This is a genomic window from Gottfriedia acidiceleris (genome assembly GCF_004138285.1).
Taxonomy (GTDB): Bacteria; Bacillota; Bacilli; order Bacillales; family Bacillaceae_G; genus Gottfriedia; species Gottfriedia acidiceleris_A.
In genome coordinates this window covers 82,056-106,820 of record NZ_SCFN01000010.1, presented here as the reverse complement: position 1 = coordinate 106,820, position 24,765 = coordinate 82,056, and the positions used below count along the sequence as shown (strand labels likewise).

Annotated in this window: 23 protein-coding genes; 8 read left to right on the top strand and 15 right to left on the bottom strand. The window is 32.1% G+C overall.

All coding sequences use genetic code 11. From position 1 onward, the window contains the following. Positions 1 to 12 precede the first annotated feature (12 nt). From tkt to EP747_RS15595, 7 genes are all read right to left on the bottom strand, one after another. A complete protein-coding gene (tkt, locus tag EP747_RS15620; protein WP_129691051.1) occupies positions 13 to 2,007 on the bottom strand; it encodes a transketolase in 1,995 nt (664 codons plus the stop codon). Continuing rightward, positions 2,008 to 3,519, bottom strand: coding sequence for a glucose-6-phosphate dehydrogenase (gene zwf, locus EP747_RS15615; RefSeq protein WP_129691050.1), 1,512 nt, complete (start codon positions 3,517 to 3,519; stop codon positions 2,008 to 2,010). It lies immediately after the preceding gene. 410 nt (positions 3,520 to 3,929) lie between these two features. Then, a complete protein-coding gene (locus EP747_RS15610; protein ID WP_129691049.1) occupies positions 3,930 to 5,120 on the bottom strand; it encodes a DUF445 domain-containing protein in 1,191 nt (396 codons plus the stop codon). Between the two features lie 220 nt (positions 5,121 to 5,340). Then, positions 5,341 to 5,748, bottom strand: coding sequence for a GNAT family N-acetyltransferase (locus EP747_RS15605; protein ID WP_129691048.1), 408 nt, complete (start codon positions 5,746 to 5,748; stop codon positions 5,341 to 5,343). Between the two features lie 101 nt (positions 5,749 to 5,849). Beyond that, on the bottom strand, positions 5,850 to 6,599 hold the full coding sequence (locus tag EP747_RS15600; RefSeq protein ID WP_235832907.1) for an SPL family radical SAM protein: 750 nt from the start codon (positions 6,597 to 6,599) through the stop codon (positions 5,850 to 5,852). A gap of 729 nt (positions 6,600 to 7,328) precedes the next feature. Beyond that, complete coding sequence (locus tag EP747_RS25405; RefSeq protein ID WP_419179317.1) at positions 7,329 to 7,451, bottom strand: DUF7668 domain-containing protein; 123 nt, start codon at positions 7,449 to 7,451, stop codon at positions 7,329 to 7,331. Positions 7,452 to 7,894: 443 nt separating this feature from the next. Further along, positions 7,895 to 8,107, bottom strand: a complete 213-nt coding sequence (locus tag EP747_RS15595) for a hypothetical protein (protein WP_129691047.1) — start codon at positions 8,105 to 8,107, stop codon at positions 7,895 to 7,897. A 576-nt stretch (positions 8,108 to 8,683) separates the two neighbouring features. Here EP747_RS15595 and EP747_RS15590 point away from each other — a divergent pair. From EP747_RS15590 to EP747_RS25130, 3 genes are all read left to right on the top strand, one after another. Continuing rightward, entirely contained in the window at positions 8,684 to 9,532 is an 849-nt protein-coding gene (locus tag EP747_RS15590) for a hypothetical protein (RefSeq protein WP_129691046.1), read from the top strand. Positions 9,533 to 9,568: 36 nt separating this feature from the next. Further along, entirely contained in the window at positions 9,569 to 9,766 is a 198-nt protein-coding gene (locus EP747_RS15585) for a hypothetical protein (RefSeq protein ID WP_098426123.1), read from the top strand. Positions 9,767 to 9,913: 147 nt separating this feature from the next. Beyond that, positions 9,914 to 10,045 (top strand): hypothetical protein, encoded by a 132-nt coding sequence (locus tag EP747_RS25130; RefSeq protein WP_268895656.1) that lies wholly within the window; start codon positions 9,914 to 9,916, stop codon positions 10,043 to 10,045. 431 nt (positions 10,046 to 10,476) lie between these two features. Here EP747_RS25130 and EP747_RS15580 read toward each other — a convergent pair whose 3' ends face one another. Next, positions 10,477 to 10,830 carry a helix-turn-helix domain-containing protein gene (locus EP747_RS15580; protein WP_129691045.1) on the bottom strand — a complete coding sequence of 118 codons (354 nt, stop codon included), beginning with the start codon at positions 10,828 to 10,830 and terminating at the stop codon, positions 10,477 to 10,479. 111 nt (positions 10,831 to 10,941) lie between these two features. Between EP747_RS15580 and EP747_RS15575 the strand changes: the two genes are divergently transcribed. Together EP747_RS15575 and EP747_RS15570 are read left to right on the top strand one after the other, a co-directional pair. Continuing rightward, a complete protein-coding gene (locus EP747_RS15575; RefSeq protein ID WP_129691044.1) occupies positions 10,942 to 11,532 on the top strand; it encodes a hypothetical protein in 591 nt (196 codons plus the stop codon). After that, positions 11,525 to 11,818: an HNH endonuclease gene (locus EP747_RS15570; RefSeq protein ID WP_098426126.1), complete on the top strand. Its 294-nt coding sequence runs from the start codon at positions 11,525 to 11,527 to the stop codon at positions 11,816 to 11,818. The genes EP747_RS15575 and EP747_RS15570 overlap by 8 nt, the downstream gene beginning before the upstream one ends. A gap of 809 nt (positions 11,819 to 12,627) precedes the next feature. Here EP747_RS15570 and EP747_RS15565 read toward each other — a convergent pair. Then, on the bottom strand, positions 12,628 to 13,350 hold the full coding sequence (locus EP747_RS15565) for a DNA-methyltransferase (protein ID WP_129691043.1): 723 nt from the start codon (positions 13,348 to 13,350) through the stop codon (positions 12,628 to 12,630). Positions 13,351 to 14,788: 1,438 nt separating this feature from the next. Here EP747_RS15565 and EP747_RS15560 point away from each other — a divergent pair. Next, complete coding sequence (locus EP747_RS15560; RefSeq protein WP_129691042.1) at positions 14,789 to 16,723, top strand: PhoX family protein; 1,935 nt, start codon at positions 14,789 to 14,791, stop codon at positions 16,721 to 16,723. 143 nt (positions 16,724 to 16,866) lie between these two features. Here EP747_RS15560 and EP747_RS15555 read toward each other — a convergent pair whose 3' ends face one another. From EP747_RS15555 to EP747_RS15535, 5 genes are all read right to left on the bottom strand, one after another. Next, entirely contained in the window at positions 16,867 to 17,313 is a 447-nt protein-coding gene (locus EP747_RS15555) for a hypothetical protein (protein WP_129691041.1), read from the bottom strand. 12 nt (positions 17,314 to 17,325) lie between these two features. Further along, positions 17,326 to 19,749 (bottom strand): heavy metal translocating P-type ATPase, encoded by a 2,424-nt coding sequence (locus tag EP747_RS15550; RefSeq protein WP_129691040.1) that lies wholly within the window; start codon positions 19,747 to 19,749, stop codon positions 17,326 to 17,328. Between the two features lie 81 nt (positions 19,750 to 19,830). Further along, positions 19,831 to 20,037 (bottom strand): copper chaperone CopZ, encoded by a 207-nt coding sequence (gene copZ, locus EP747_RS15545; RefSeq protein ID WP_129691160.1) that lies wholly within the window; start codon positions 20,035 to 20,037, stop codon positions 19,831 to 19,833. Between the two features lie 18 nt (positions 20,038 to 20,055). Then, positions 20,056 to 20,391, bottom strand: a complete 336-nt coding sequence (locus EP747_RS15540; RefSeq protein WP_129691039.1) for a metal-sensitive transcriptional regulator — start codon at positions 20,389 to 20,391, stop codon at positions 20,056 to 20,058. Between the two features lie 75 nt (positions 20,392 to 20,466). Beyond that, positions 20,467 to 21,087 (bottom strand): nitrite reductase, encoded by a 621-nt coding sequence (locus EP747_RS15535; protein ID WP_098234533.1) that lies wholly within the window; start codon positions 21,085 to 21,087, stop codon positions 20,467 to 20,469. 286 nt (positions 21,088 to 21,373) lie between these two features. On the opposite strand from EP747_RS15535, the gene EP747_RS15530 reads away from it, so the two are divergent. Together EP747_RS15530 and EP747_RS15525 are read left to right on the top strand one after the other, a co-directional pair. After that, positions 21,374 to 21,880 carry a VTT domain-containing protein gene (locus EP747_RS15530; protein WP_129691038.1) on the top strand — a complete coding sequence of 169 codons (507 nt, stop codon included), beginning with the start codon at positions 21,374 to 21,376 and terminating at the stop codon, positions 21,878 to 21,880. A gap of 82 nt (positions 21,881 to 21,962) precedes the next feature. Continuing rightward, positions 21,963 to 22,934, top strand: a complete 972-nt coding sequence (locus tag EP747_RS15525; RefSeq protein WP_129691037.1) for a F510_1955 family glycosylhydrolase — start codon at positions 21,963 to 21,965, stop codon at positions 22,932 to 22,934. A 260-nt stretch (positions 22,935 to 23,194) separates the two neighbouring features. Here EP747_RS15525 and EP747_RS15520 read toward each other — a convergent pair whose 3' ends face one another. Then, entirely contained in the window at positions 23,195 to 24,559 is a 1,365-nt protein-coding gene (locus EP747_RS15520; protein ID WP_419179316.1) for an LVIVD repeat-containing protein, read from the bottom strand. Between the last annotated feature and the right edge of the window lie 206 nt (positions 24,560 to 24,765).

The following is a 24,765-nucleotide window of genomic DNA, read 5'->3' as shown; positions in this document are numbered from 1 at the left end:
AATATTATTTAATCAAGAATTTAATAAAGTTTTACTTACGTTTACTACATTCTCAGTACTAAAACCAAATAATTCCATTACTTCATTACCTGTTCCAGATGCTCCAAAAGTCTCAATTGAGATTTTTTTACCTTTGAAACCAACAAAGCGTTCCCATCCAAGTGAAATCCCCATTTCAATTGAAACACGGTTTAATACATGTGATGGTAAAACAGACTCTTTATATTCATCTGTTTGCTTATCGAATAATTCCCAACTTGGCATTGCTACTACACGAACTGATAAGTTTTCTTTTTCTAACTCATTTTTACTGTTCACTGCAAGTGATACTTCTGAACCTGTAGCGATTAAAATTAAGTCTGGTTGATCGTTCGTTTCTGTTAAAACATATCCACCTTTTGAAAGATTATCTAATCTAGATGCTGTTTCTTCAAATACAGGTAAATTTTGACGACTTAATACTAATGCGATTGGTCCATTTGTATTTTGTAACGCATATGCCCAAGCATTAGCTGTTTCATTTGCATCTGATGGACGAATAACTGTTAAACCAGGGATTGCACGTAAAGCAGCTAAATGCTCAACTGGCTCATGTGTAGGACCGTCTTCACCAACTGCTATTGAGTCATGTGTGAATACATATGTTACTGGTAATTTTTGTAATGCTGCTAATCGAATTGATGGACGTAAATAATCATTAAATACGAAGAATGTACTTACAAAAGGCTTAACTCCACCATGTAATGCCATACCATTTGCAGCAGCACCCATCGCATGCTCACGTACTCCAAAATAAATATTGCGTCCTGCAAATGATTCAACAGCAAATTTACTTTCATCTTTAATATCAGTCATTGTTGAATGTGATAAATCTGCGCTTCCACCGAAAATTTCAGGAACTGTTTTAATGTAGTGATTAATTGCTTCTCCACTTGCAACACGTGTAGAAATTGTTTTATTCTCGTCAAAAGTTAATAAATCTTCTGTTTCGATTAAAACTTCACCTTTAATTGCTTTTTCAAGCTGAGTTGCTAATTCTGGGTAAGCTTCACGGTATGCATTAAATAATTGATTCCACTCAGCTTCTTTTTCACTGCCTTTTTCTTGTATTTCTTTGAAATGTAATTTTACTTCTTCTGGAACAAAGAAATCTTCTTCGTAGTTCCAAGCATATGCTTTTTTCGTTTCTTTTGCTTCTTCAAGACCTAATGGATTACCATGAGCTTTATTAGTACCAGCCACTTTTGGACTTCCATATCCAATAATTGTTCTAACTTCAATAATTGTTGGTTGGTCTGTATTTTGCTTAGCTAATTCGATTGCTTTAGAAATTTCTACATGATCGTTTCCATCTTCAACTCTTAAATATTGCCAGTTAAATGATTCAGCTCTCTTTTTCATATCTTCTGAATAAGAAAGATTTAATGTTCCATCTAATGAAATATCGTTTGAATCATATAATACAACTAGCTTTCCAAGTTTCATATGGCCAGCAAGTGACATAGCTTCGTATGCAACACCTTCCATTAAATCACCATCACCAACTAATGCATAAGTAAAGTGATCAATAATAGAAAGGTTATCTTTGTTAAACTTACCTGCTAAATGAGCTTCAGCCATTGCCATACCAACAGCAGTAGCAATACCTTGTCCTAATGGACCAGTCGTAGCTTCAACACCATCAGTGTGTCCAAATTCAGGATGTCCAGGTGTTTTACTATTTAGTTTACGGAAATCTTTAAGGTCTTCGATTGAAACATCGTAGCCTGCAAGGTGTAGTAAACTATATAACATACTTGAACCATGACCAGCTGATAAAACAAAACGATCACGGTCAAACCATTTTGAACTTTTTGGATTGTGCTTTAAATGATCTGCCCATAATGCATATGCCATTGGCGCTGCACCCATTGGTAAACCAGGATGACCAGAATTAGCCTGGTTAATAGCATCAATTGAAAGTGTACGGATTGTATTAATTGATAATGTAGAAATCGAACTCATAATTTAAATACTCCTTTTTAGATCTGTTTTGTTGTTTTCATTTTCTTGTACAAAATCTGTATCTAACCACCATTTGAAACCATCTTCTGCTAATAATTGATCAGCAGCTTCTGGACCAAATGAACCGGATTTATAAGTATGAAGTGGTACTAAATTTTCTTCAAATGCTTCTAAAATTGGTTGAACCCATTGCCATGACAATTCTACTTCATTCCAATGAGCAAAAAATTTCGAATCGCCTCGAACCGCATCGTAAACTAATAACTCATACGCTTCTGGACGCTCTTCTTTATTCGCAAAATACTCAGCTTGTACAGGTTCAATATTGCCTTCTACGTTTTTACTATTTAAATAGAAAGAAACTCTTTCATTAGGATTAATTTCAATAACCAATAAATTTGGTCCATTATTTGTTCCGTTCTTTTTGGAAAGGTTTTGAATCGGGCTTTTGAATTCAAAAACGATTCGAGTAGATTTTTCTTTCATTCTTTTACCTGTACGGATATAGAATGGGATTCCCTTCCAAAAATCATTTTCGATTAATACTCTAGCTGCTACGTAAGTATCATTTTGTGATGAAAACTCAATTCCTGGTTCTTGTCTATACGCAACTACTTTCTTACCATTTTGTTCACCTGAACCATATTGACCTCTAACTACATGAGAAACTACTTCTTCTTTTGATAGTGGTCGAAGAGATTCAAGAACCTTTTTCTTCTCGGCTCTAACATCACTTGCTGAATTTTGGTTAGTTAAATGCATAGCAGACATCATTAACATTTGTAACATATGATTTTGGAACATATCCCTGATTGCTCCAGATTTATCATAATAACCCGCTCGTTCTTCAACTCCGACTGTTTCACTTGCCGTAATTTGAACATTTGCGATATATTGATTGTTCCATAATGCTTGTAAAACTGGGTTAGCAAACTCTAAAGCTTCTAAGTTTTGAACCATTGGTTTGCCTAAGTAATGATCAATTCGGAATATCTCATCTTCTTTAAATGACTTACTTAATCTTTCATTTAAATCTCTAGCAGTCTTCAAGTCACGTCCAAAAGGTTTTTCAATGATTAGACGCTTCCAACCTTTTGTCGTACCTAGCCCACTTTCCTTAATATTTGATGCAATAACTTCAAAAAATTCTGGTGCTACTGATAAATAAAATAATCTGTTTTCAGGAATCTGTAATTCCTGTTCTCTTTCTTTGACTAAATCTAATAAATCAACGAATCCTTCTTTATTCGTGATATCTAGCTGTTGATAACGAATTGAATCTAGAAATTCTTGGACCATTTTTTGATCTTCTAAAGAACGTCTTGAAAAAGTAATTAGTGATTGCATTACTTGATTCTGAAATTCGTTATTTTTAAAATCTTTCCTACCAATTCCAATGATTGAAAAAGACTCGGGCATCTTTTGGTCAATATATAAATTATATAAGGCAGGAAATATTTTTCGTTTTGCTAAATCGCCTGTGGCTCCGAATAATACAAATGACATAGAATCCATTAACTAAACCTCCTCTTAGTCGAACTTTTAAATTGTTGATAATAAAAAATATATTTTCAAACGATCTATAATTTTTATTTAGAGCTAATGTTAGTTCAAATAATTCATTCCAATTTTTCATTCGGAAAATATTTTTTACCCAAACATATAATACATGAAAAAAATTTTTCTTTCCAATAAAATGCTTATGTTTCTATTTATTGGATTTTTAATTTCATTTAAAGAAAACTCACCGATTGGCGAAGCTTTAGGTGAAGAATAGGAGTAGTTGCACTTATACTTAATTCCTAAAATTGACAACTACGTCGATTTTTCTTCTCTGCTGCCAATTTATACTTTCTTAATGTGAAAAAAACCTTAATTAACTTTTTACGTTAATTAAGGCTTTAAAAGGAAGTACTATTTGAATATTATGTAAAAATCAATCTTAGGGTTGTCAATACTAAACCAATAATAAATCCACAAACAGCTCCATTTACACGAATCCAAGTAATATCCTTACCAATTTTATTTTCCAATAAATCAGTTATTTCTTCAGTAGATAATTTTTCAATATTAAATCTTACTAAATCACTAATTTTGTGATGATATTTTTCAACTGTATTGGTTAATAGTTTCTTAAAACTAAGCTCAAAATTATCAATCCAAATCGAATTTTTAATGAAGCTGATTATTTTTTGGATCGTATTTAAAATAAATTCTTCATCATCAATTTTATTTCTAAAGATTTTAATTGCTTGATCTACAATATATTCATAGCCTTTATTTTTCCATTCATCCAATTGGCGAATAATATTTTCATTTGATTTATTTTTTTCAGCTTCCATTCGAATAAACGATAATATGAAATTCCGCCTGTCACTATTAGGGTGTTTTAATTCCGTTAGTAAATCGATTAATCCGCTATGTACAAATTCTGTTATTTTCTCTTCTCCAATCATTGGTAGAAAAGCTTTAATCATAAAAAACTTTCGCTCGATAAACTGTATAACCTCTTTGCCGATTAATTCTTTAATATGTGGTAAGCTAACTGTTTCTTCGATTTTATTAATTAAAAATTCATATGTCTTTGCATCCCATTCTTTTTCAATAACAGTATCGACAGCTTTACTTAATAAGTTCTGAGATGATATGGACTCGATTGTCGGTTTAAAAGTATTTAATAAAAATTTTTTGATTGTGTCATCCTGAATAGATGCACCAAACTGGCTGATTGAATGAACCATTTTATTTCTTGATTCATCATTTTCTAGCAACTTTTCAAAAGCATTAATACCTTGATTAATCCAATCACGTTCTTCTACCTTTTCAATTAAACTTTCCTTACTTAGCCATTGATTATTAAGTGTATTTAATATCCCATCAGTAATCTTCTTTCTATTTTTAGGCAATAAAGCTGTATGTGGGATAGGTATACCAAGAGGATGACGAAACATTGCAGTTACAGCAAACCAATCCGCAAGACCCCCTACTAAAGCTGCCTCAAATCCACCAGAAAGGATTTGAAATAATTTAGATTGAAACGGCATTGTTGCAGCGAATCCACAAGTTGCCACTATTAGTGAAATATTGGCTAGCCGTTTTGAATTCTTTTCTTTCATTTACTAAAAGCCTCCTGTATCTATTTGAAAATAGTATATCATTCCTTTAATCTATTTTCTAAAATCAATTCTAATAAAATAATAAAAGATTTTGTCAGTAAGTGATTCATTTCATATTTGTAAAGTTTTTTAAACTTACTTACAAAAAAGAGACTGTTTTCACAGCCTCAATTTAGATTATCTAACTAATTTTGCAGCAGTTGTGTTCACACTGATTTAATTAAAAATTCAATTGAAAATGATGACAAGTAATATTTAAACTATTTTTGAGATAAAACCTATGAGCATCGTAACGTTGGACCCCTGAATCTAGATGGAATTGTTCACAATTATTTTGTGTTGCTTCTTTTATTAACCAATTCCATAAAAGTTGTGCATAGCCCTTTTTACGGTGATTTTCACTTGTGATTAAATCGTCAACATAAAAATATTTTCCCCATGCTAATGATTCTGTTATACGATAACCAGCAACGGCTGTGACTTCTTCATTTTCGATCACGGCCACAAGATGATAATTATTTGTGTTGATTAATCGATTAATCGTGTTAACATATTCATCTTCTCTTAAATGTGGGCGTAATTGCCTTACTGTTTTAAACGTTTTCAAAATATCCGAACTACTTTTCATTTTTTTACTTCTGCCATCTTTTATCTCTCCATTTACAAATAACGTTCTACTATAAAAATACCACAATTTTCTATCGTTTTTTATAAATCGATGTTTTTTGTTTATGGTTCAAAACCTTTTTGACTGATAAAAAGCTGATTCTCTGAAAAATATTTTTTAAACCGTTGATAAACTAATTGATAAGCTTCTGGACTATACCATTCTTCTAGACCTGGCTCAGTATATTTTTTTTCAATGCCAAGACGACCTGTTCTTTTCCCTCCGCTTCCGTCTCCCATGAAAAAATCATCGATACAGATTCTATGGACAATTTCCGATAACTTTTTTGGGAAATCCTCGCTACTAGGCAGAATAGGAGCGATTGTAGCTTGGGTTGGAATTCCAGCTTTTACAAGTTCTTCTATAGTTTTAAGTCGTGCATTAATAGAAGGTGCATTTGGTGAGAAAGATTTTCTTATTTCATCCAAGTCAGTTTCAATCGTCATACTTACTCGTACTTTTTCCTTAAATTGCTTTAAAAGATCAATATCTCTTTTTACAAGTGGACTCCGAGTTTGAACGAATAAAAAGTCTGGTTGATTTTGCAGCATGACTTCTAATAAACTTCTAGTTAATCTTTCTTTAAATTCAATCGGTTGATATGGATCTGTGCTAGATGACATAAAAATGGTTACTTTATCTTTGCTTTTTGCCTTTTTCAATTCTTTCTCTAGTATAGTAGATGCACTCTGTTTAATATCAATCCAACTACCCCATTCTTTTTTCCGAAAAAGTGAAACAGGCATTTGTCTTACATATTGAACTATCCTGCCATTTAGCTCAATAAAAAAATCGACAATAGAGCCGATAATGTTTTTCAACTAATGCATGTATTAGTTGAAAAAGTTTAAGGCTACTTAGGCTACTTTAATTATCACATTATTCTTCAAATTTATAAAAGGGAACTCGCTACCTTTCACTTCAATTCCCTTTGAGAATATAAGGTTATTACTTATTTATTTCCTTTTATAGAAATCAAATTTAATTTAAAAACAAGTAAAACACAAGATAGGTTCACACAACAAATATTACATATTTTTGTTTAATTTATCTTCTTAATAATTTTTTTCCTTATTATTTACGCTACCTTAAATAAATATAAACAGTCTAACTAAAGATAACTTACTTGTATAAATACTTTATAGAGTTTAAATAATATTTGAAATACAATAATGGTTAATAAAGTTATTTTTATTTGTTTTTTGAATTAATGAATTTTCACATAGGAACAATATTTTTCAAAGTTCAATAAACGAGATGGTCAACTTTCCTGCCAGAAAGTGTAAGATGTGCACTGATACTGATATATTATCGGTAGAACCCAATGAAGCGAATTTTGCATATGAGTAAGATGGGTTGCTTCTGAAACTTTAATAAATGGCAGTTTAGGTTAAGGCTCTGTTAAGTTAAAATGTTGTTTTTTCAAATTAAAAAAGGCTGTCAAAATTAGACAAACTTTAGGCACTCATATGAAACTAATGCAATGCGTAAGTTGTACAACGAAATTTATAATACATGTAGATTTTCGATTGTAAAATAAATTATATTTTCGTTGAAATCCAATATTGCTTCACAGAGATAGTTAAATCGCTTTGTTGATAATCAATCCAAAGTTCAAATTCCAAATCATATCCCGAACCATCCTCGTATTTATAAAAATTCACTTCCTCTTAAGCAATATCAGATGGAATAGTATCTTACTTTTTTATTTACTACTGAACAGTAACGTTGTACTGTTCAGTAGTAAATAAAAAAAAAAGCGGAAGTCATTTCAAACTTCCGCTTCTTTTTATAACGTTCATTATGTTAAGCGTAGACTAGGTTTACGCATACCACTTGTTTGTAAACTTCTACTTTATACTATATAGCAAAACGATTATGTTGATAGTTTATTGGTTATTCGAGTTTATCCCCTCTTTACCCCAGGGTAGGGTTATGAGTGATTGTGACAGTGCATCGAAATTTATACTGAAACCTATTATCAGATAACCTGGCATACACTAGAAGATTGCTCGTCTGGTGGTTTGTATGATCTGTTATAATTGTATGAGTTGGTTCATTATATTATTTAAACTACCCTATATCTACACTCTTAAAAATATCAAAATTACTGCATATTATAAGAAAATCTATACTGAGTTGTCGTTTTTGATGCTTCAAATTCGTCAATGCTATGTGGTCCGTCAATATGCTCTTTTTCCAAATCAACTAAATATATCTCATATGATTCTGAGTGTTCGTGTGCAAAGTGGTACTCAGCTTGATGACATATAGAAATTATTAACTGCAGCTTTAACTTCAACATATACAGTCTTTCCATTTCTTTGGTATTCCATATCATATATAGATGATTGATTTCTCTCCGCTGGAATATCCGAATTTTCCGATGTCCATCTTAATGTTTGGTGTATGCCTTTTAGTTTGTTATGCACTAACCTTTCAGCATCTTTACCATTTTTACTCTTTGCAACCTCACTTCTCTCAATTGCGGACCTAGTTTGCGATTTAATATGTGATGATTGATTCGTTTTTTCTCTAGGCTGGATTGGCTGTACAACCGCTTTCGACAGGGTTGGATCACTATTTGGAGTAGGTGGTTTTTTTCTAAATTCTGATACAAAAGCTACATGTATTTTCTAAATCCGGCATCAACAACTATGACCATAAAAGTGGAGCAATTTTGCGGATCAAACAGAATGGCTTACGCGTTTCACAGACGGAACAATCTATGCGGAAAAACAAAAGTTACCCCTATCTTCCTTGAGTAATTGATCAAAATTAATTAGTACCATCAAATTGTTTTTAAATGAACCACTAGAAACATCCGTTCTTATTTTTAGAATAAAAAAACATACGTTCGGTTATTCTAAGAGTAAAGAAAGGGAGGCTAATTATTATGGAATTAAATGCAGAACAAATCGCTTTACAATTACTTGAACAGGGGATATTTCAGGAATACAAGGAAGCTGAAAAGCATTTAAAAATAATAAAGGAAGAATTCCGTAATCGATTAAATACTTACGAGGGGAGCAGATTTGAATTTATCAAACATAATTTGGTGGCGAAGTTTACTCGAAGAAAAAAATATCATTATACAGATCAAGTTGCTCTAAATGATTATTTGCATAACATAGGTATCCTTCCTGCTGTTATAAAGATCTCTCATAAATGTATTAAAGATAATCCGAATTTAGTAAAACGGCTAGAACCTTTCCGGCAAAAAGATACATTTTATGTAAGACCTACTTTGAAGCCTGAGGGAAGAATAGATATAATTGCACCTAGTATTGCTCCCTTTGAAAATTTGGATATAGATAGTCTTGCTGTTTTGTTTAACAGGTTCTATGAAATCCACAAGAAAATGCAATATTTTTATGATATGGCCAAGCAAAGAATGATACATTGTCCAATTCTTCAAAAAGAAAAAAAAATCAACTTTAAGTATGGGAGCCTTTCTCTCGTTAAATGCCAACCTGTATATGACTCCAATATGATATTTAATGATTTGGGTGCTGAATTATTAATAAATTATGGACAGGTTTCCCTTGAAAAGTTGCAAGAGTATATATTAAAGGGAATTTTGTCTGAACGAGATATTGATCAATACAGGATTGTCATAGACATTCTTCTTTCATTTCACTTACTTCCTTTAGATGTTGAGCAACAAATCCTAGAAAGATTTCATAACAAGCGTATTATGACTTCTTTAAATTCCTATCTATCAAGTCGTAGAGTGGACTCTTAAAAAAGAACATATATTTTTTATAAGGGACGGTTATTAATGGACGATAAGAACAAACATTTCGTGCAAAACTCTTACCAATCCGGTTATCAAAAAGGATTTAATGATGGTTACCACCAAGGTCAGGAGCTATTAAAACAACAAATTTTAGAGCGTATGAGGGATCAGAAATTAATCATTAAACAGCTATCATCAATTAAAACTCAGGAGAATTTTAGGTTTCGGCGAGAGTTTTGACAACGTAAAACGACTGATTTTAGTCTGAAGATTGTTACTTCTATCTAAAAAAGCACTCGGGTTCAAATGATGGGGATAAAACTTAAAAAATATCAATATTTTGATTTAGAAATATAAGTAACATAACAATTGGTATTAGAGAATGAAATGAGAAAAAGTCATTGCTTAAGAGCAGTGACTTTTATTGTTGTTGTTAATTTTCTTAAGCAACTAATGCATGCATTAGTTGAACATCGATTGGCTGCATCTGCAGTCTTTTTCTTATTTACTAATTGTTAGTTTAGTTAGATAGGGTTACCAAAAATTTCAATATATTCCCTGAGTAGAATTAAGAAATACTGAAAAGAAATACGGGAATCTAATGTTTTAGCCTTTTTCTAATTGAAACGAATTTAAAATAATAAAATCTTTATAGATGTATATATTAGTACGACCAATAAAAGTAATAGTTATATACTTTTTCATTAATTTAGTATTGATAAAAATTAACACCACTTTAATCTGTATACTGTCATTTAGGATCTTTTCTTATCCTAAGACTCGTTAAATCGACGAAGATAAGGTTCCTCTTTTCTAATAGTTTTAACCGGGCCGTGTATTGCCATCACGTCAAAATTAGCTCATTTTTTTTATTATTTTAAAAAGTAATAATAGGAGCTTTTATCAACAGTTAAAATTTTGTATTTTTCAAAAATAAAAACAGTTATATATTATTTATTATCAATGAAATTAACTATTCTTTGAACTGTTTCATGAATTAACATTATTTCTTTTGTACTTCTGGATTCTAAAAGTTCTTTATGCAACTTTAAAAGCCAGTCCCTATCCAAATCGTTAGCAGAGAAACTTAGACTGTCTTGATGAAAAATTAAGGATGGAGAAACGTTTAAAGCAATACATATTTTTTCAAGGGTTTCTAATGAAATATTTCTTTCGCCACGTTCTATCCCTCCGATATAGGTATAATGAACATCTGCCTTTTCAGCAAGTTCTTCTTGAGTTAACCCATTAAGTTTGCGGAAATATCGAACTTTGGTACCTACCAAGTTTAAAAATTCGGTCATAAATTTCACCTCTCTTCTATGGTAGAAGAGTAAAAAAAAGGATTACAGTAGTATAAATTAGAAAAAAATGTCAATATTAATACTTATAAGTATTAAAAAGAGGTAAAAACAATGACTTTTCTTAGGGCTAGAATAAAAATAAGAGGTACAAGGCCACTACTTTATAATAATATGAGGTTAGATGCCATATCTCCCTTTCGAAAAGAAAAATCTGGAGTTCCGGGAAATAATCCGGAGGAATGGAAAAACACGTATTTAGCGACCTCAAATGGTCAACTTTATTTAAAACCCGATTACTTATTTTCTTCTATAAGATCCGGTGCAAAACATACAAAAAAAGGTTTAGGTTCACTCGAGCCAAGCGTTTCTGCTACATTACATATATTAGATGAAATAATTCTAATAAATAGACATATTTCAATTGATGCAATAGATGATGATCATAAGAAAGATGTTTATATTGATGTACGTCCAGTAACTAGAAATAAAGTAAAAAACATTCGTTATCATTTAGCATTAAGTCCTGGTTGGGAAGCTGAATTTGATATCGCCTGGGAATCTACCTTAATCGCAAGAAATCAAATGCAATCAATTTGCATCGATGCAGGTCTCTTTGCTGGTATTGGTGATGCAAGAAAATTAGGTTATGGCAGATTTGAAATATGTTCATTTACTATACAAGAGGAGATTGTAAATGCCTAAAGTAAGAGTTCCTAAAGAAACCTGGGTAAATAACGTTAGACCACTCATTTGGAAAAGGGATGGAAAAAAATGTGTTAGATGTAGAATAAATTTATCTCTTAATGAATGTCATATAGACCATATTAAAAGTGGGAAATTCGCAAATAACTATTTTACGAATCTAAGGACATTATGTAGGAGATGCCATGTTTTAAGAGATGATAAAAATCATTTAGGAATGATAGCTAGTGCTTTGAGAGATGAAATTATCCCGACTGATTGGAGAAAGTATACCTGGGAGGGATAAGTTTAAAAAGTAAATGTTTTTAAGTTATTCTTTTGATACGCTAAAGTTATTAAGGTACGGTATGGTAAACTCTGACTAAGCAGATAATAATATAATAAAAAGGGATTAATAATATAGAACTACCATTTTGAGAGCACATATCAGTAAAATATCGAAACAGTGATTACTGTTCAATAGGATTGACCTACCTATTGCTGATGAGAATATGGTCAAATCTGGTATGGTTGGGTGCGGTTAGGTACGCCGCGGTTCGGTTACGTGTGGTGTGGTGTGGTGTGGTATGGATATAAACAAAAGTCTAAGTAAAATTCTAGAAATAGATATTTAATTATTTCACAACATATTGCCTTCATTAGAAAAGTAGAAAAAGTTTTAATGACTTATTTGTTATTAGACTTATTTTTTATTGCTTTACTACCTTGTGTTTTAGTTCAGTTGATTAGTGATTAAATTTTATTCCCTTGATGGTAAAATAAAATCCCCCAATAGTAGACTGCCAATCCATTTTATGAGATAGGCTTTTTATCATGTCTACTATAAAGGGAAAATATCAATCTACCAAAACAAATCGGTCCATTTGGCTTAAAATTACTTTTTGTTTGGAGCTTACAAGATTTATACAAATGTATTTTTCAACTCATAGCAATAAATCTTCAAATTGACTTATGCAAAGCCATTAGATATAAGACAAAGTATAGCTTATTTCTTTATTAAACTTTTTTAGAGAGGTTAAATTATTATTAAAACAAAAAGCTTTTTATTGCTATATTGTGATATTTCAAATGCTTACCATTTTTTAAGAAATAGTTTCAACTTTTTGTTGCCTTGTTCAAAACATTGGAAGCTTTGTTAAAATATATACTATCTAATTCAATCCCAATAAAATTACGTTTTAGATTTATAGCAGCTTGTCCCGTGGATCCGGGTCCCATAAAACAATCTAAAACTGTTTCACTTTCATTAGTATGAGTGGAGATAATTTTTTCTAGTAGAGTAACAGGCTTTTGACAAGGGTGAAATCTAACTTTTCCACTTACAATTGGTGCTTCAAAATAAGCCTTATCATAATAGGCATTAAACGTTCTTTTCTTGCCCTTAGTATAGGAAATAAAATACTCTCTGGAATTAGATAAATAATTTACTTTTGCATTAATTGGGACAGGATTTGTTTTTTCCCAAATTCCAATTCTTGGTTGCTTTAACTTCAATTTTTCAGCGTTAAGCCTTATATCACTCATTTTGAAAATATCATAAAAAATTATCATTGTACCACCCGGAACTAGTACTCTCTTAAATTCTTGTAAAAGATTAAACCAATTTATTCTATTTTCTTCTAAATCCCACTCCCCAAACTCCATTGAAATGGATCCAAATTTTTTTTGATCACCACCTCCTTTACTAAAGTTTGTCTTTCTAGATATAAAATATGGCGGATCTGTGCAAATTAAATGAACTGAATTACTAGCAATCTTATTAATTTCTGAATAAGCATCTCCATTTATTAACTTTAAATCTATCTTATAATTTGTCATCAAAATTATCCCCAATCGAATTTAATTTCCTTAGTTGGCAAGGATATTTGAATTAAATTCTATTTATCAAAAGAAAAACTAGGGGACATACATACTTTTTAACAAATTTATAATTTATCTCAAAAATTTATTATCATTGTTCCCATCTTATACGGTAAAAAATATGTAAAGGAACCACATTATTCAATAAAAAAATCAATATTTATTTTTGTAAATTTTAAAGTAAATTATAAAATTTTATTTGTGGACGTAAAAGTTGAAGAAGATGAATAGGTTAACTACTGACAAAAATAACTAAAATTTTTATAATAAAATTTTCAAAACCAAATTCATGAAACAAAAACAGTAAAAAATTATTTTCTGCCCCACATCTGCCCCATTAGGTTTGTTTCATTCAAATTAAAGTTGTGTTATAAAACAAAAAACCTCTTGATATAAGAGGTTTAGGTTTGTTCCCAACTGGACTTGAACCAGCGACCCCTACCCTGTCAATTACAGAGTACGAGTATAATTCAGTATTTATGAATATTTTAGGTCAATAGAGTCCAGTAAATCAAGCGTTCGCTGCAAATTTATTCATTGTAAGTCTTTTAATTCTATTGTTTCTATTAAGTCTGTGCAATTTCTGTGCAATCAAAAAGTAACGCTTTATTATGAGGTAGGGTGAATTGCACAAATATGAAGTTGAAGAGATCATAGAATTTCACCATTAATTAAACACTTTGATATCAAAATACCTAGATGATTACATGGAGAAATATGACTACCTTGTATATCTGCTTCGATTAAGCGAAGCGCTAGTAGATCATAGTAAAAATATAAATTACGATCCTACATTTAAAAATAAACGAAAAAACGTATTTGGATGAATGAAATAAGTAAGAATAAATTTTTCACACTGTCTTTCTCTTATCAAGGCTCTGTAATAGTAAAATCCTTGAATTTAATAACTGAAAAAGGACTTACTTAATTTTGACAGTCCTTTCACAATTTTATTGAACTAATCTAAGTTAGTTCAATGAGAAATTTCAATTTGTTTAGCTATTAAATAATTTTACCAACCTATTTTGAATGGACTTATATTATAAAGAGTTTAGAAAAAAGTGGATAGCCTAATTATTACTATCCAGACTATATGTTTAGTTTGTAATTGACAATACATGAGATGTTGGTGAGTTTCAACGTTTATAACAATCATAATAATATCGATTGATTGTGCTCGAACATTATATTGCTCTTTTTCTCCATGGATATTTTTTAACTTTTTGTTGTTTGACATGTTTCGACTTATGGTGTGAAAAGATTAATTTGTCCTTCGATAACTTTACAAGGACTTAAACTAGTTTTACAAATCTTTAACCAGAAGGGAAACCCTAGTTTAATGTTCATTTGATTTAATAGAGTTGTGGAAGAAAATCAATTTGCCAGGAGGAGAACAATGAATAAAAAACATTTTATTAAAAAGGTGTCTGTGCTTGCACTAGGATTATCCATATCCATTCCAGCTTTGACACATGCTGCTGTATCAGGAAATGGTCATGTAACAATTGATTCTGTAAGATTTATTGGAATGGAAGCACCAAAAACGATTGATAAAATGGTTCAAACCTATACGAACGCATCAATGGAAGTGAAATATAGCAGTGGTGAAGTGAAGAATTTTCCACTTTCTTATAAGAGACTATTTAAATCTGAAGACAACGTAGCAATGAACAAAGGAAAGTTGATTCCAGCAGGCACACCAATTGATGTGAATGGTGACCCAATAATGGATATGAGTATTGAAAGCAAACCTACATATTATGTATCAGATGCCCCGGATTCAAACAGTTTATTGAAGCCAATTGACGGAAAACTATTCATGGTAACCCATTATGAATATCAAACAATCGATGCGGCTGGTAATTCAGCATATGGTATCGTTCCTGCATCCATGTCATTATCTACACTTCAACAAGATAAGCAAACGGGTGAATTGACACCTAAATCGGTGAAGAAAATTGATTTTTCAGGAGTAAATGGGCTTTGGATTCCATGTAATGGTTCCCTTTCGCCATGGAATACTCATCTAGGTTCAGAAGAGTATGAGCCGGATGCCCGCAGTTTTGAGCAAGATCTAAACTCTTCAGCAAGATCTTCGGTTGAAAGCTTTGCTAAGCTTTATTTCGGTGATAAATCAAAGGCGAACCCTTATTTTTATGGATTTATTCCTGAAATTAGTGTCAACAAAGAAGAGGAAGCTTCTGTTTCCAAACATTACAGCATTGGTCGTTTCTCACATGAATTAATGAAGATGATGCCTGATAACCGGACTGCTTTCTTTGGTGATGACGGTACTTATACAACGTTGTTCATGTATGTAGCCGATAAAGCGAAGGATCTTACTGCAGGTACGCTTTATGCCGCAAAATTCCACCAAACTGGTACTGATAATGGCGGAGCGGGTAACTTAGAATGGATAAAACTTGGCCATTCGACCGATAAAGAAATCAAACAAATCATCGACAGCGGTATCAAGTTCAGCGATATGTTCGAAACATCCGATGTTCCAAAAGAAGGCTTTAAAGCCATCAAGCAATATTCGTACGGTAAAACTGAATATTTAAAATTGAAGCCTGGCATGGAAAAAGCTGCTGCATTCTTAGAATCACGTCGATATGCAGCAATGCTTGGTGCGACTTCTGAATTTAATAAAATGGAAGGTGTAACTTTAAACGAGAAAGATAAAAAGGTTTACATTGCGTTTTCCGATCAAAGCAATGGAATGGTTGCAAATGCTACGGATCAAGTAGATGATATCAAACTTCCAAAAATTAAATCAGGTGTTACGTATCAATTGGATTTAACAGACAACCAAAAAGATAGTATAGGTGAAAAGATTAATAGTATGTATATCGCTGCTAAAATGTCTGGGTTAATTGTTGGTAAGGATATGCCATCAGCAGATGCATATGGAAACACTGCTGATGTCAATTCAGTAGCTAATACTGATAATCTAAGTTATTCTGAATCATTAAGAACATTATTTATCGGTGAAGACAGCACAATGCATACCAATAACTTTGTCTGGGCTTATAACGTAGATACAAAGGAGCTATCTAGAATTTTATCAGTCCCAGCTGGAGCTGAATCAACTGGTTTGTTTGCGGCCGATGACCGTAACGGATTCTCTTACATTATGAGTAACTTCCAACATCCAGGGGATGAATTAGAAGGGAAGAATATTACTGCAGTCGATAAAACTGCATTAAAACAGGCGATGGAAAAAGAAATAGGAATAGATCGCACTGGTGGAGTAGGCTATATTTCCGGGATGCCTTTTGTAGGTGACTTCCAAAATACCAACCGTGATGTAAAAAATGATTTGAAATAATAATAATTAGAATCAAGTTGTTTATCAAAAACATTCTTCTTGAAAGAGGCTGACTCAAAAGATCCGTTGAAATGACGACTTTTTGAGTCAGTTTTTTTTTAAGTACTAGCTTAAGTGAAATTTTTCTTATTGGTAGGAGGAAATTATACACCTTTTGGTACAAAATCTGCATACAATTTATATTCGCCACCTGATGGGAAATTAGGTGAAATTTCAAATTTCCCATCCCCCTTATATTCCGGATGAATATGTTCGAAAAACGATAAATCTTTACTTATTATTATCAAATGCATTAATTTCTCGTGCTCATATTCAAAATCCTTAACTGGTTTTCCTTCATTATTCTTAACCATAATACTTAAAGTTGATTTTTTACCACTTTGAGGTGTTTCTAAAAATTTAAAATCCACCTTGGTATTATCCTGATTTTCTGTTCCTTCTTTTCCGCCGTGCATACTGTGACCATTTTGATTTTGACCGATCACTGCATTATGGTCCATATCCTTAGATTGAAAATAATTGGTGTAGATAGAGTATCCTCCTATTAAAACCAACAAGTAAACAATAGCTGAAATAGCCCATTTTTTCATATTGAATCTCCCTTATAACTTGATTCTTTGTAATCGAAGTGCATTTAGTACAACTGATACTGAACTAAATGCCATTGCAGCACCCGCCAACCAAGGCGCAAGAAGTCCCATAGCTGCTAAAGGAATACCAAGTGTATTGTATGCAAATGCCCAGAATAAGTTTTGCTTAATGTTACTAATTGTTTTCTTACTCATATATACTGCATCTGCAATGCTATTTAGATCTCCACGAATTAAGGTAATATCCGCTGCTTCCATTGCAACATCTGTTCCTGTACCAATGGCCATCCCAATATCTGATACTGCTAATGCTGGAGCATCATTAATTCCATCTCCAACCATTGCAACCTTTTTTCCTTGCTCTTGTAATTTTTTCACTTCGTCTGCTTTACCCTCTGGTAATACTTCCGCAATTACATTTGTAATTCCAGCTTCTTTTGCTATTGCCATTGCTGTTTGCTGATTATCTCCTGTCATCATGATTACTTCAAGTCCAAGTTCTTGTAATCGTTTAATAGCCTCTTTGGAAGTGGCTTTAATTGTATCTGCAACTGCAATTAGCCCTGCGTATTTCTTGTTAATAGCTACGAGCATAGCTGTTTTTCCCTCTTGCTCAAAATTGTCTTTTTTAGTTAACGCTTCATTTGGGACTTCAATGTAGTTTTGTTCAAGCAATTTTTTTGTTCCTACAAGAACTTCATTTTCTTCTACTATTGCTTTTACACCATATCCAGGAATTGCTTCAAATTCTGAATTATTTTTAAGTGTAATCCCCTTTTCTTTGATGCCTTCTACGATCGATACTGCTAAAGGATGTTCTGATGAGAACTCCGCAGTACCTACTATTGTTAAAAATTCTGTTTCGTTTATTTCCTCTGAAACAATGATATCAGTAAGAACTGGTGTACCATGTGTTACAGTACCTGTTTTATCCAAAACAACAGTTGTAATGCGATGTGTTGTTTCTAGATGTTCTCCACCTTTAAATAAGATTCCATATTCTGCTGAACGACCTGAGCCTGCCATAATTGATGTTGGAGTAGCTAATCCTAATGCACATGGACATGCAATAACTAATACGGCAATTAATTTTTCTAATGCTTCAGCAAAATCTCCTGGTGTCACCCAAATGAACCAATTAAGAAACGTAACAACCGCAATTCCAACAACGATAGGAACAAATATACCTGAAATTGTGTCTGCTAACCGCTGAATAGGAGCTTTCGATCCTTGTGCTTCTTCAACTACCTTTACAATCTGAGCTAGAGCTGTGTCTTTTCCAACCTTTGTTGCTTTAATTTTTAAGAATCCATTTTTATTTATCGTAGCACCTATTACAAAGTCACCGATTGATTTATCAACTGGTACGCTCTCACCAGTAAGCATAGATTCATCAATGGCAGATCGCCCATCAATAACTTCCCCATCAACTGGTACTTTTTCACCTGGTTTAACATAGACAATATCTCCAACAACAACTTCCTCTAGCGGAATTTCTATTTCTTCACCTTCACGTAATACAATTGTCGTTTTTGCTTGAAGGCCCATTAATTTTTTAATCGCTTCTGACGATCTACCTTTTGCTTTCGCTTCAAATAGTTTACCTAAAATAATTAGAGTAATTAATATCGCACTTGTTTCAAAATATAGACTTAACATATGTTGATTACTACCAATTGATTTGATGGTAATATACAGACTGTAGAAAAAAGCTGCAGAAGTACCAAGTGCAACTAGTACATCCATGTTAGCACTTTTATTTTTTAACGCTTTATAAGCACCTATATAAAACTGTTTGCCAATCACAAATTGAACAGGTGCAGCTAATGCAAGTTGTATCCATGGATTCATAAACATTTCAGGCAAATATATAAAACTAGTAAAATTAAAATGTCCTACCATTGACCACAATAAAGGAATCGATAATATAATTGAAAACATTAATTTTCCCTTTTGGGTTTCGATTTCCTTTTCACGATGATCTACTGCTTCCTTTTGATTATCTTCACTTTTAATAGAAGCTTTATACCCTAACTTATCAACCTTATTAATCATATCTGATGGCTTAACAAGTTCTGGATTATATTCGATCGTTGCTTTTTCAAGAGCTAGATTTACATTAGATTGTATTACACCTTCAAGTTTTGATAATCCTTTTTCTATTCTAGTCGCACAGGCTGCACACGTCATACCGACGATATCAAATTCAACTTTTTCTGTGACTACATCATAACCAAGATCCTTGATTTTTTTTTGAATCGATTCGATGTTAATACTCGCGGGATTGTATTTTATCGATGCCTTTTCTACTGCCAAGTTTACATTAGCTTCTTCAACCCCCTCTAATTTATTTAATCCTTTTTCTATTCGAAGTGCGCAAGCTGCGCATGTCATTCCTGTAATTTGATAATTGGTTTCTTTGAATTTTTCAGTCATTCTAAAACCTCCACATACCCATTAGGGGTATATTTTTATTTAAAAGAAATCGTGCCCTATTTAGCACGTTCTTTTTCAATATTATTTTACATCATAGCCTTGATCATCAATTGTTTCTTTGATTTTAGCAATTGTTATCTCATTCGTGTTAAACTCTACTTCAACAGTTCCAAATTCTAAACTTACTTTTACAAATTTAACACCTTTTAATTCACCTACACTAGCTTCTATTGCTTTTATACAATGTCCACAAGACATTCCTTCAACATGTAAGATTGTTTTTTCAATAACCATTTTGGACTCTCCTTATTTTTTCATTAATTTTTGAAATGTCACTAATACTTCATCTAAAACAGCTGTATCGCCTTCTTGTATTCTTTCAAGTACACAACTTTTCATGTGACCCTCAAGTAATATTTTTGCTACACTATTTAACGCTGCTTGTGTAGCAGCAATTTGAGTGATTATATCATCACAATAGGTATCTTTATCAATTAATCCCTTAATCCCTCTAACTTGCCCTTCGATTCGGTTAAGCCTTGCCACTAAATTTTGTTTTGTTTTTTCAGAGTGGTGACTTTTTCTTTCATCTGTTGTGCAACACTCCTCATTTACTTTTGAGTTTTCATTATTTAATGACATTCTTTCATCCCCTCTTATTTTATTTCTAATATAACCTATTTTTTAATAAAGAGGATATTACATAATTTCAAATATTTAACCGATTTTAATTTTTAATTCTTCAATACCGATTCTTTTAATAAACTTATTAACTGTTTCTCTTTTCTTTCCTTCATGTTTATAAACATCAAGGAACCTCTCTATATAATAATATAATTGATCAGGTTCTAACCTCTCGTATAGTATCTGCGCTACTTCAGCATCTTTTCCTTTAGATTTCCCACCAATATAGAAATTATAGTGATCGTTAACTTTCATAATACCAATGTCATTCATCAATGGCTCACCACATCCCACAGGGCAACCTGTGTAAGCAGCACGAACTGTAAAAGGAACTTCTTTCCCAGCTATCCGATTATTCAGTTCTTTGGCGACTGGCATACCTTCTTCTAATTCACCCTTACAAAAATTACAAGTTCTTAAGCTCTTTACTACATCTCCTACTGGATAACAATGTAAGCCTACACTAATAAATTCATTAATAATTTCATGCTGTCGTTCTTCCGGTACATCTATATATAATTGTTGAAAAGTAGTTAATTCTAGTTCTTCTTCCCCTATATGCTTAGCAATTGTTACTAGTTGTTTTGCGTTTAACTTTGCTCCAAAGCTAATTCCACCGTTAACTGCAATTGTTATTTTTTTAGTCTTCTCCATTCTGTCTCACCCCCTGAATAGACAATTTTATTTTTAAAGTCCAGTATTGTCATATTATTTCATTTAGATTCGAAAATAATAATTTACTTCTAAAAACCAAAAATCAAGCTTCATATACTATACCCTACTATGGTATGTTGCACTTTCATTTTAGTTCCAAATTTTTTGTTTGTAAACAAAAATTTAATTAAGTTTTGATATACTCTATAAAACGAGAAATTATTTCTTTACTAATAACCTTAGGAGTATTAATGGAAACAATTATAAATTTTCTTTCTGATCATCTATTTTTCTTTCAATCGCTTTTAGTATTTTACTTAACATCTTTATTAGGATCATCGGTATCATACCAAGTGCGTTTTTAACAACTATTAATATTAGTCTTTTCGGATTTATTGGAAGTATAATAATTGGTTTTATTGGAGAATCAATCGGGGCAGCCGTTTCGTTTTTGCTTTATCGTAAAGGCTTTATAAAGCTTGAAGAAATGAAAAAGATTCCTAATTTTATCCAGGCTTATCAGTTAAAGAATAATTTAAAATCATTTATTCTAATCTTACTTTTGCGCATTCTACCTTTTATCCCATCAAGTGTAGTAACTTTACTAGCTGCAATTGGTTCAGTTAATTTTATTAACTTCTTTTTCGCAAGTAGTATTGGGAAAATTCCATCTTTAGTACTTGAGGTATATTCAATGAATACTCTCTTAAAAATAGCTAATTTTCCTATACTGATCTCAGTTTGTTCGTTTCTTTGGCTTATTTTTTTCTTTTTCAAAAAGAAAAAGAAATAATTTTGCTTCTATTTATAAAAAAATGCACTAAATCTGCACATTTATTAAGTACACTAGTCTTACTATATAGAGGAGAATTTCAATGAAAAAAATTTATCTATCTGCTGCATTATTATCATCATTCCTTTTAACAAGTGCATGTACAAATAATAATCCTGTTGAAAAATCAAATAACCTAAAAAAAGCTTCAGATCATACAAGTAAAGTGGAGCAAATTTCTTTAAATGATTCATTTTATAAGAAATTAAATGATGTAAAAATCGAGCATATCCACGGTATTGGATACGTTGGAAATATAAAAGGACTTACAATTGCAACTCATTCTGGATTAAACATTTATTCAGATGGAAAGTGGTATACAACTAGTAAAAACCTAAATGATTATATGGGGTTTCAGGCTACCTCTGATGGATTTTATTCAAGTGGACATCCTGATCCAAAAAGTAATCTCAAAAATCCATTTGGAATCGTACGTAGTTTAGATGGTAATAAAACACTTGAAAAAATAGGTTTTTATGGAGAAACTGACTTTCATAATTTATCAGTCGGATACAATAGTAAAGCTATATTTTTATACAATGAAGAAAAAAACTCTAAGTTAGGTACAGGATTTTACTTCAGTAATGATTTAGGAAAGTCTTGGAAAAATGTAAAGGGCTCTGGGCTACCTGATACTTTAACATCTTTTTCTATTCACCCAGATGATCCTAATGAAATTGCAATGAACTCTCAAGAAGGAATTTATTATTCAACTAATGGTGGAGAAAGTTTTAGTCGTATCACACCTACCTTAAATATAACGTCATCAGTCCTATTAAAGGACAGCATAATTTATAGTTATATTAAAGATAACCAATCGTACCTTGAAGAATTAGACTTCTCGTCAAAGAATACAAGAAGTATACCGATTCCTTATTTAAATGCTAAAAATATGATTATGTATATTGCCATTGATCAAAAAAATTCAAATAACATTTCGATTGCTACGATGGAAAGTAATGTTTATTCTTCAAACAATTTTGGAAAAGAATGGCTAGAAATCGTGAAACATTAATAAAATTAAATTCATCATATTTTCCCGTAATCCAGATATGAGAGGATAATGTACTATGTATGGCTTCTATAAACCTCCCAACAATAAGAGATTTTCTTTTTTAATCTTGATTACCTGGTTTATTTTAATCCTATGCGCTTTTTTACTTAGTTTATTAAAAAATAGCTCTATTAAAATTAACTGGTGATTTCGGAAATAATAAAAGGCTGTCTAAATAGACAGCCTTTAGTAATGCATCTAAAATGATGAAAAATCCTTTTTTAAAACTCTACTGCTGGAGATGATTGACCTCCATTTTTTTGCAAAACCTTTAAGCCTGATCCTATGTCAGAAGCCAAAATATAGTTCCGGTCTACAAAAACTCCCCAAATATTTGCTCTGCTTGGGATATACACTCCTGTTTGTCGTGGTGATGCTGGGTCGGTGATATCAACTGTTCTTACTCCACCAGAATAATGCGAAAGATACAATGTATTACCATGCACCTTTGGATCATGAACAGTAGCCCCATTAGGAATTGTTTCTGTAAAATCAGTCCTAAATGTGCTTAATAGCTTAGGTTTTGTTTTATCTTTAATATCATAAATCATTGTATATCCATAAGCAGATTCGAATCCTTCTCTTGTTGGACCGAATACTTCTCTAGTCTCAACTAGTACAGTTCCGCCTTTAGCAAGATCCATGGAATGAGCTGCTCCTTGTACATTAGAAGCAAAGTCTGTTCTTCCGAGATATACAGGTTTTTTTGCATCACTTATATCTAAAATAATGGTTCCTAAATCCCAATAAGAAAGGAACGCTGTTTTTCCTGTTTCATCTGTTTTTACACTATGAGCAAATGCAACACGCTTTACTCCTTCTTCATCTGTCCAATTGTAACCATCATAATTTTCAGCAGTTACTTCTGAAATATAGTCACGTGGATTAAACTCAAATATCGTATTTGGATTAGTAGGATTTGATACATCAACAATAGATACATCCCTTTTTTTGCCATGTGAGTAATAGTCGGCATAGCAATCCGCTGTTAATACATAAAGATTATCACCTTGTTCAGTTAAATATAGTTCATGGGTACCCCTTGCTCCAGAAGAAGAGGATTCCCAAAAACCGAGCTTTTTAGGTTCACGGGGATTTGTTACATCATAAAGTACAAAACCGCCCTTTGAATTTGGATCATTTTGATCCATCTTTTGAACACTTACAGCAGCTAAATCTCCTTTAAAGCTTTTAGTGTTCACCGATTTGACAATCACTTTTTCTTGCCAAGTACCTGCGATATCAGCAAAGGCTGAAACTTCAACAGGGTTAGTGGGATCCTTCAAATCAAAAACTCTAACACCTCCAGCTCCTCCATTAGCTCGATGAGTACCTAAATAGGCAAACCCTTTATGAGCATACACATCTCCTGTTGAGTTTTTTACACCCTCACGGATTTCTTTCAATGGAACAGCAGCCACTTCCTTGAGATTATCAGTATTCTTACTACCTTCAATCAATGGGACAGATAATTCGACACCAGCTAGGTTATCGCCTTTTTCTACTCCTCCTCCAATTTCATCATGAGCTAATACAGAAGCTACTCCACCCGAAAATACCAATGCTCCCGCCAATGCAGATGTCACAATAATTCTTCTTTTCAGTGTAATTCCTCCCCTTTGTAAAATTTTTACTAATCAATTATGTACTAGCTTCTAGGTATCACATAATAACTGTCCGAAAGAAAAGTTCAATACTAGAATTATGTGTAATTTACATATTAAAGAATATTCTGTCATTTTTGTATACCCTAGATTTCCTATTGTTTCTACATAAAAAATACAATCAAATG

Bases quoted from the DNA above. Each gene is read 5' to 3' on its own strand.
- EP747_RS15605 (WP_129691048.1), bottom strand. From the start codon at position 5,748: ATGAAAAGTAGTTCGGATATTTTGAAAACGTTTAAAACAGTAAGGCAA.
- EP747_RS15540 (WP_129691039.1), bottom strand. From the start codon at position 20,391: ATGTCATTAAATAATGAAAACTCAAAAGTAAATGAGGAGTGTTGCACA.
- EP747_RS15590 (WP_129691046.1), top strand. From the start codon at position 8,684: ATGGAATTAAATGCAGAACAAATCGCTTTACAATTACTTGAACAGGGG.
- EP747_RS15580 (WP_129691045.1), bottom strand. From the start codon at position 10,830: ATGACCGAATTTTTAAACTTGGTAGGTACCAAAGTTCGATATTTCCGC.
- EP747_RS15565 (WP_129691043.1), bottom strand. From the start codon at position 13,350: ATGACAAATTATAAGATAGATTTAAAGTTAATAAATGGAGATGCTTAT.
- EP747_RS15525 (WP_129691037.1), top strand. From the start codon at position 21,963: ATGAAAAAAATTTATCTATCTGCTGCATTATTATCATCATTCCTTTTA.
- zwf (WP_129691050.1), bottom strand. From the start codon at position 3,519: ATGGATTCTATGTCATTTGTATTATTCGGAGCCACAGGCGATTTAGCA.
- EP747_RS15595 (WP_129691047.1), bottom strand. From the start codon at position 8,107: ATGGAAAGACTGTATATGTTGAAGTTAAAGCTGCAGTTAATAATTTCT.
- EP747_RS25130 (WP_268895656.1), top strand. From the start codon at position 9,914: ATGAGAAAAAGTCATTGCTTAAGAGCAGTGACTTTTATTGTTGTTGTT.
- EP747_RS15550 (WP_129691040.1), bottom strand. From the start codon at position 19,749: ATGACTGAAAAATTCAAAGAAACCAATTATCAAATTACAGGAATGACA.
- EP747_RS15570 (WP_098426126.1), top strand. From the start codon at position 11,525: ATGCCTAAAGTAAGAGTTCCTAAAGAAACCTGGGTAAATAACGTTAGA.
- EP747_RS15535 (WP_098234533.1), bottom strand. From the start codon at position 21,087: ATGGAGAAGACTAAAAAAATAACAATTGCAGTTAACGGTGGAATTAGC.
- EP747_RS15610 (WP_129691049.1), bottom strand. From the start codon at position 5,120: ATGAAAGAAAAGAATTCAAAACGGCTAGCCAATATTTCACTAATAGTG.
- EP747_RS15575 (WP_129691044.1), top strand. From the start codon at position 10,942: ATGACTTTTCTTAGGGCTAGAATAAAAATAAGAGGTACAAGGCCACTA.
- EP747_RS15560 (WP_129691042.1), top strand. From the start codon at position 14,789: ATGAATAAAAAACATTTTATTAAAAAGGTGTCTGTGCTTGCACTAGGA.
- EP747_RS15555 (WP_129691041.1), bottom strand. From the start codon at position 17,313: ATGAAAAAATGGGCTATTTCAGCTATTGTTTACTTGTTGGTTTTAATA.
- EP747_RS15585 (WP_098426123.1), top strand. From the start codon at position 9,569: ATGGACGATAAGAACAAACATTTCGTGCAAAACTCTTACCAATCCGGT.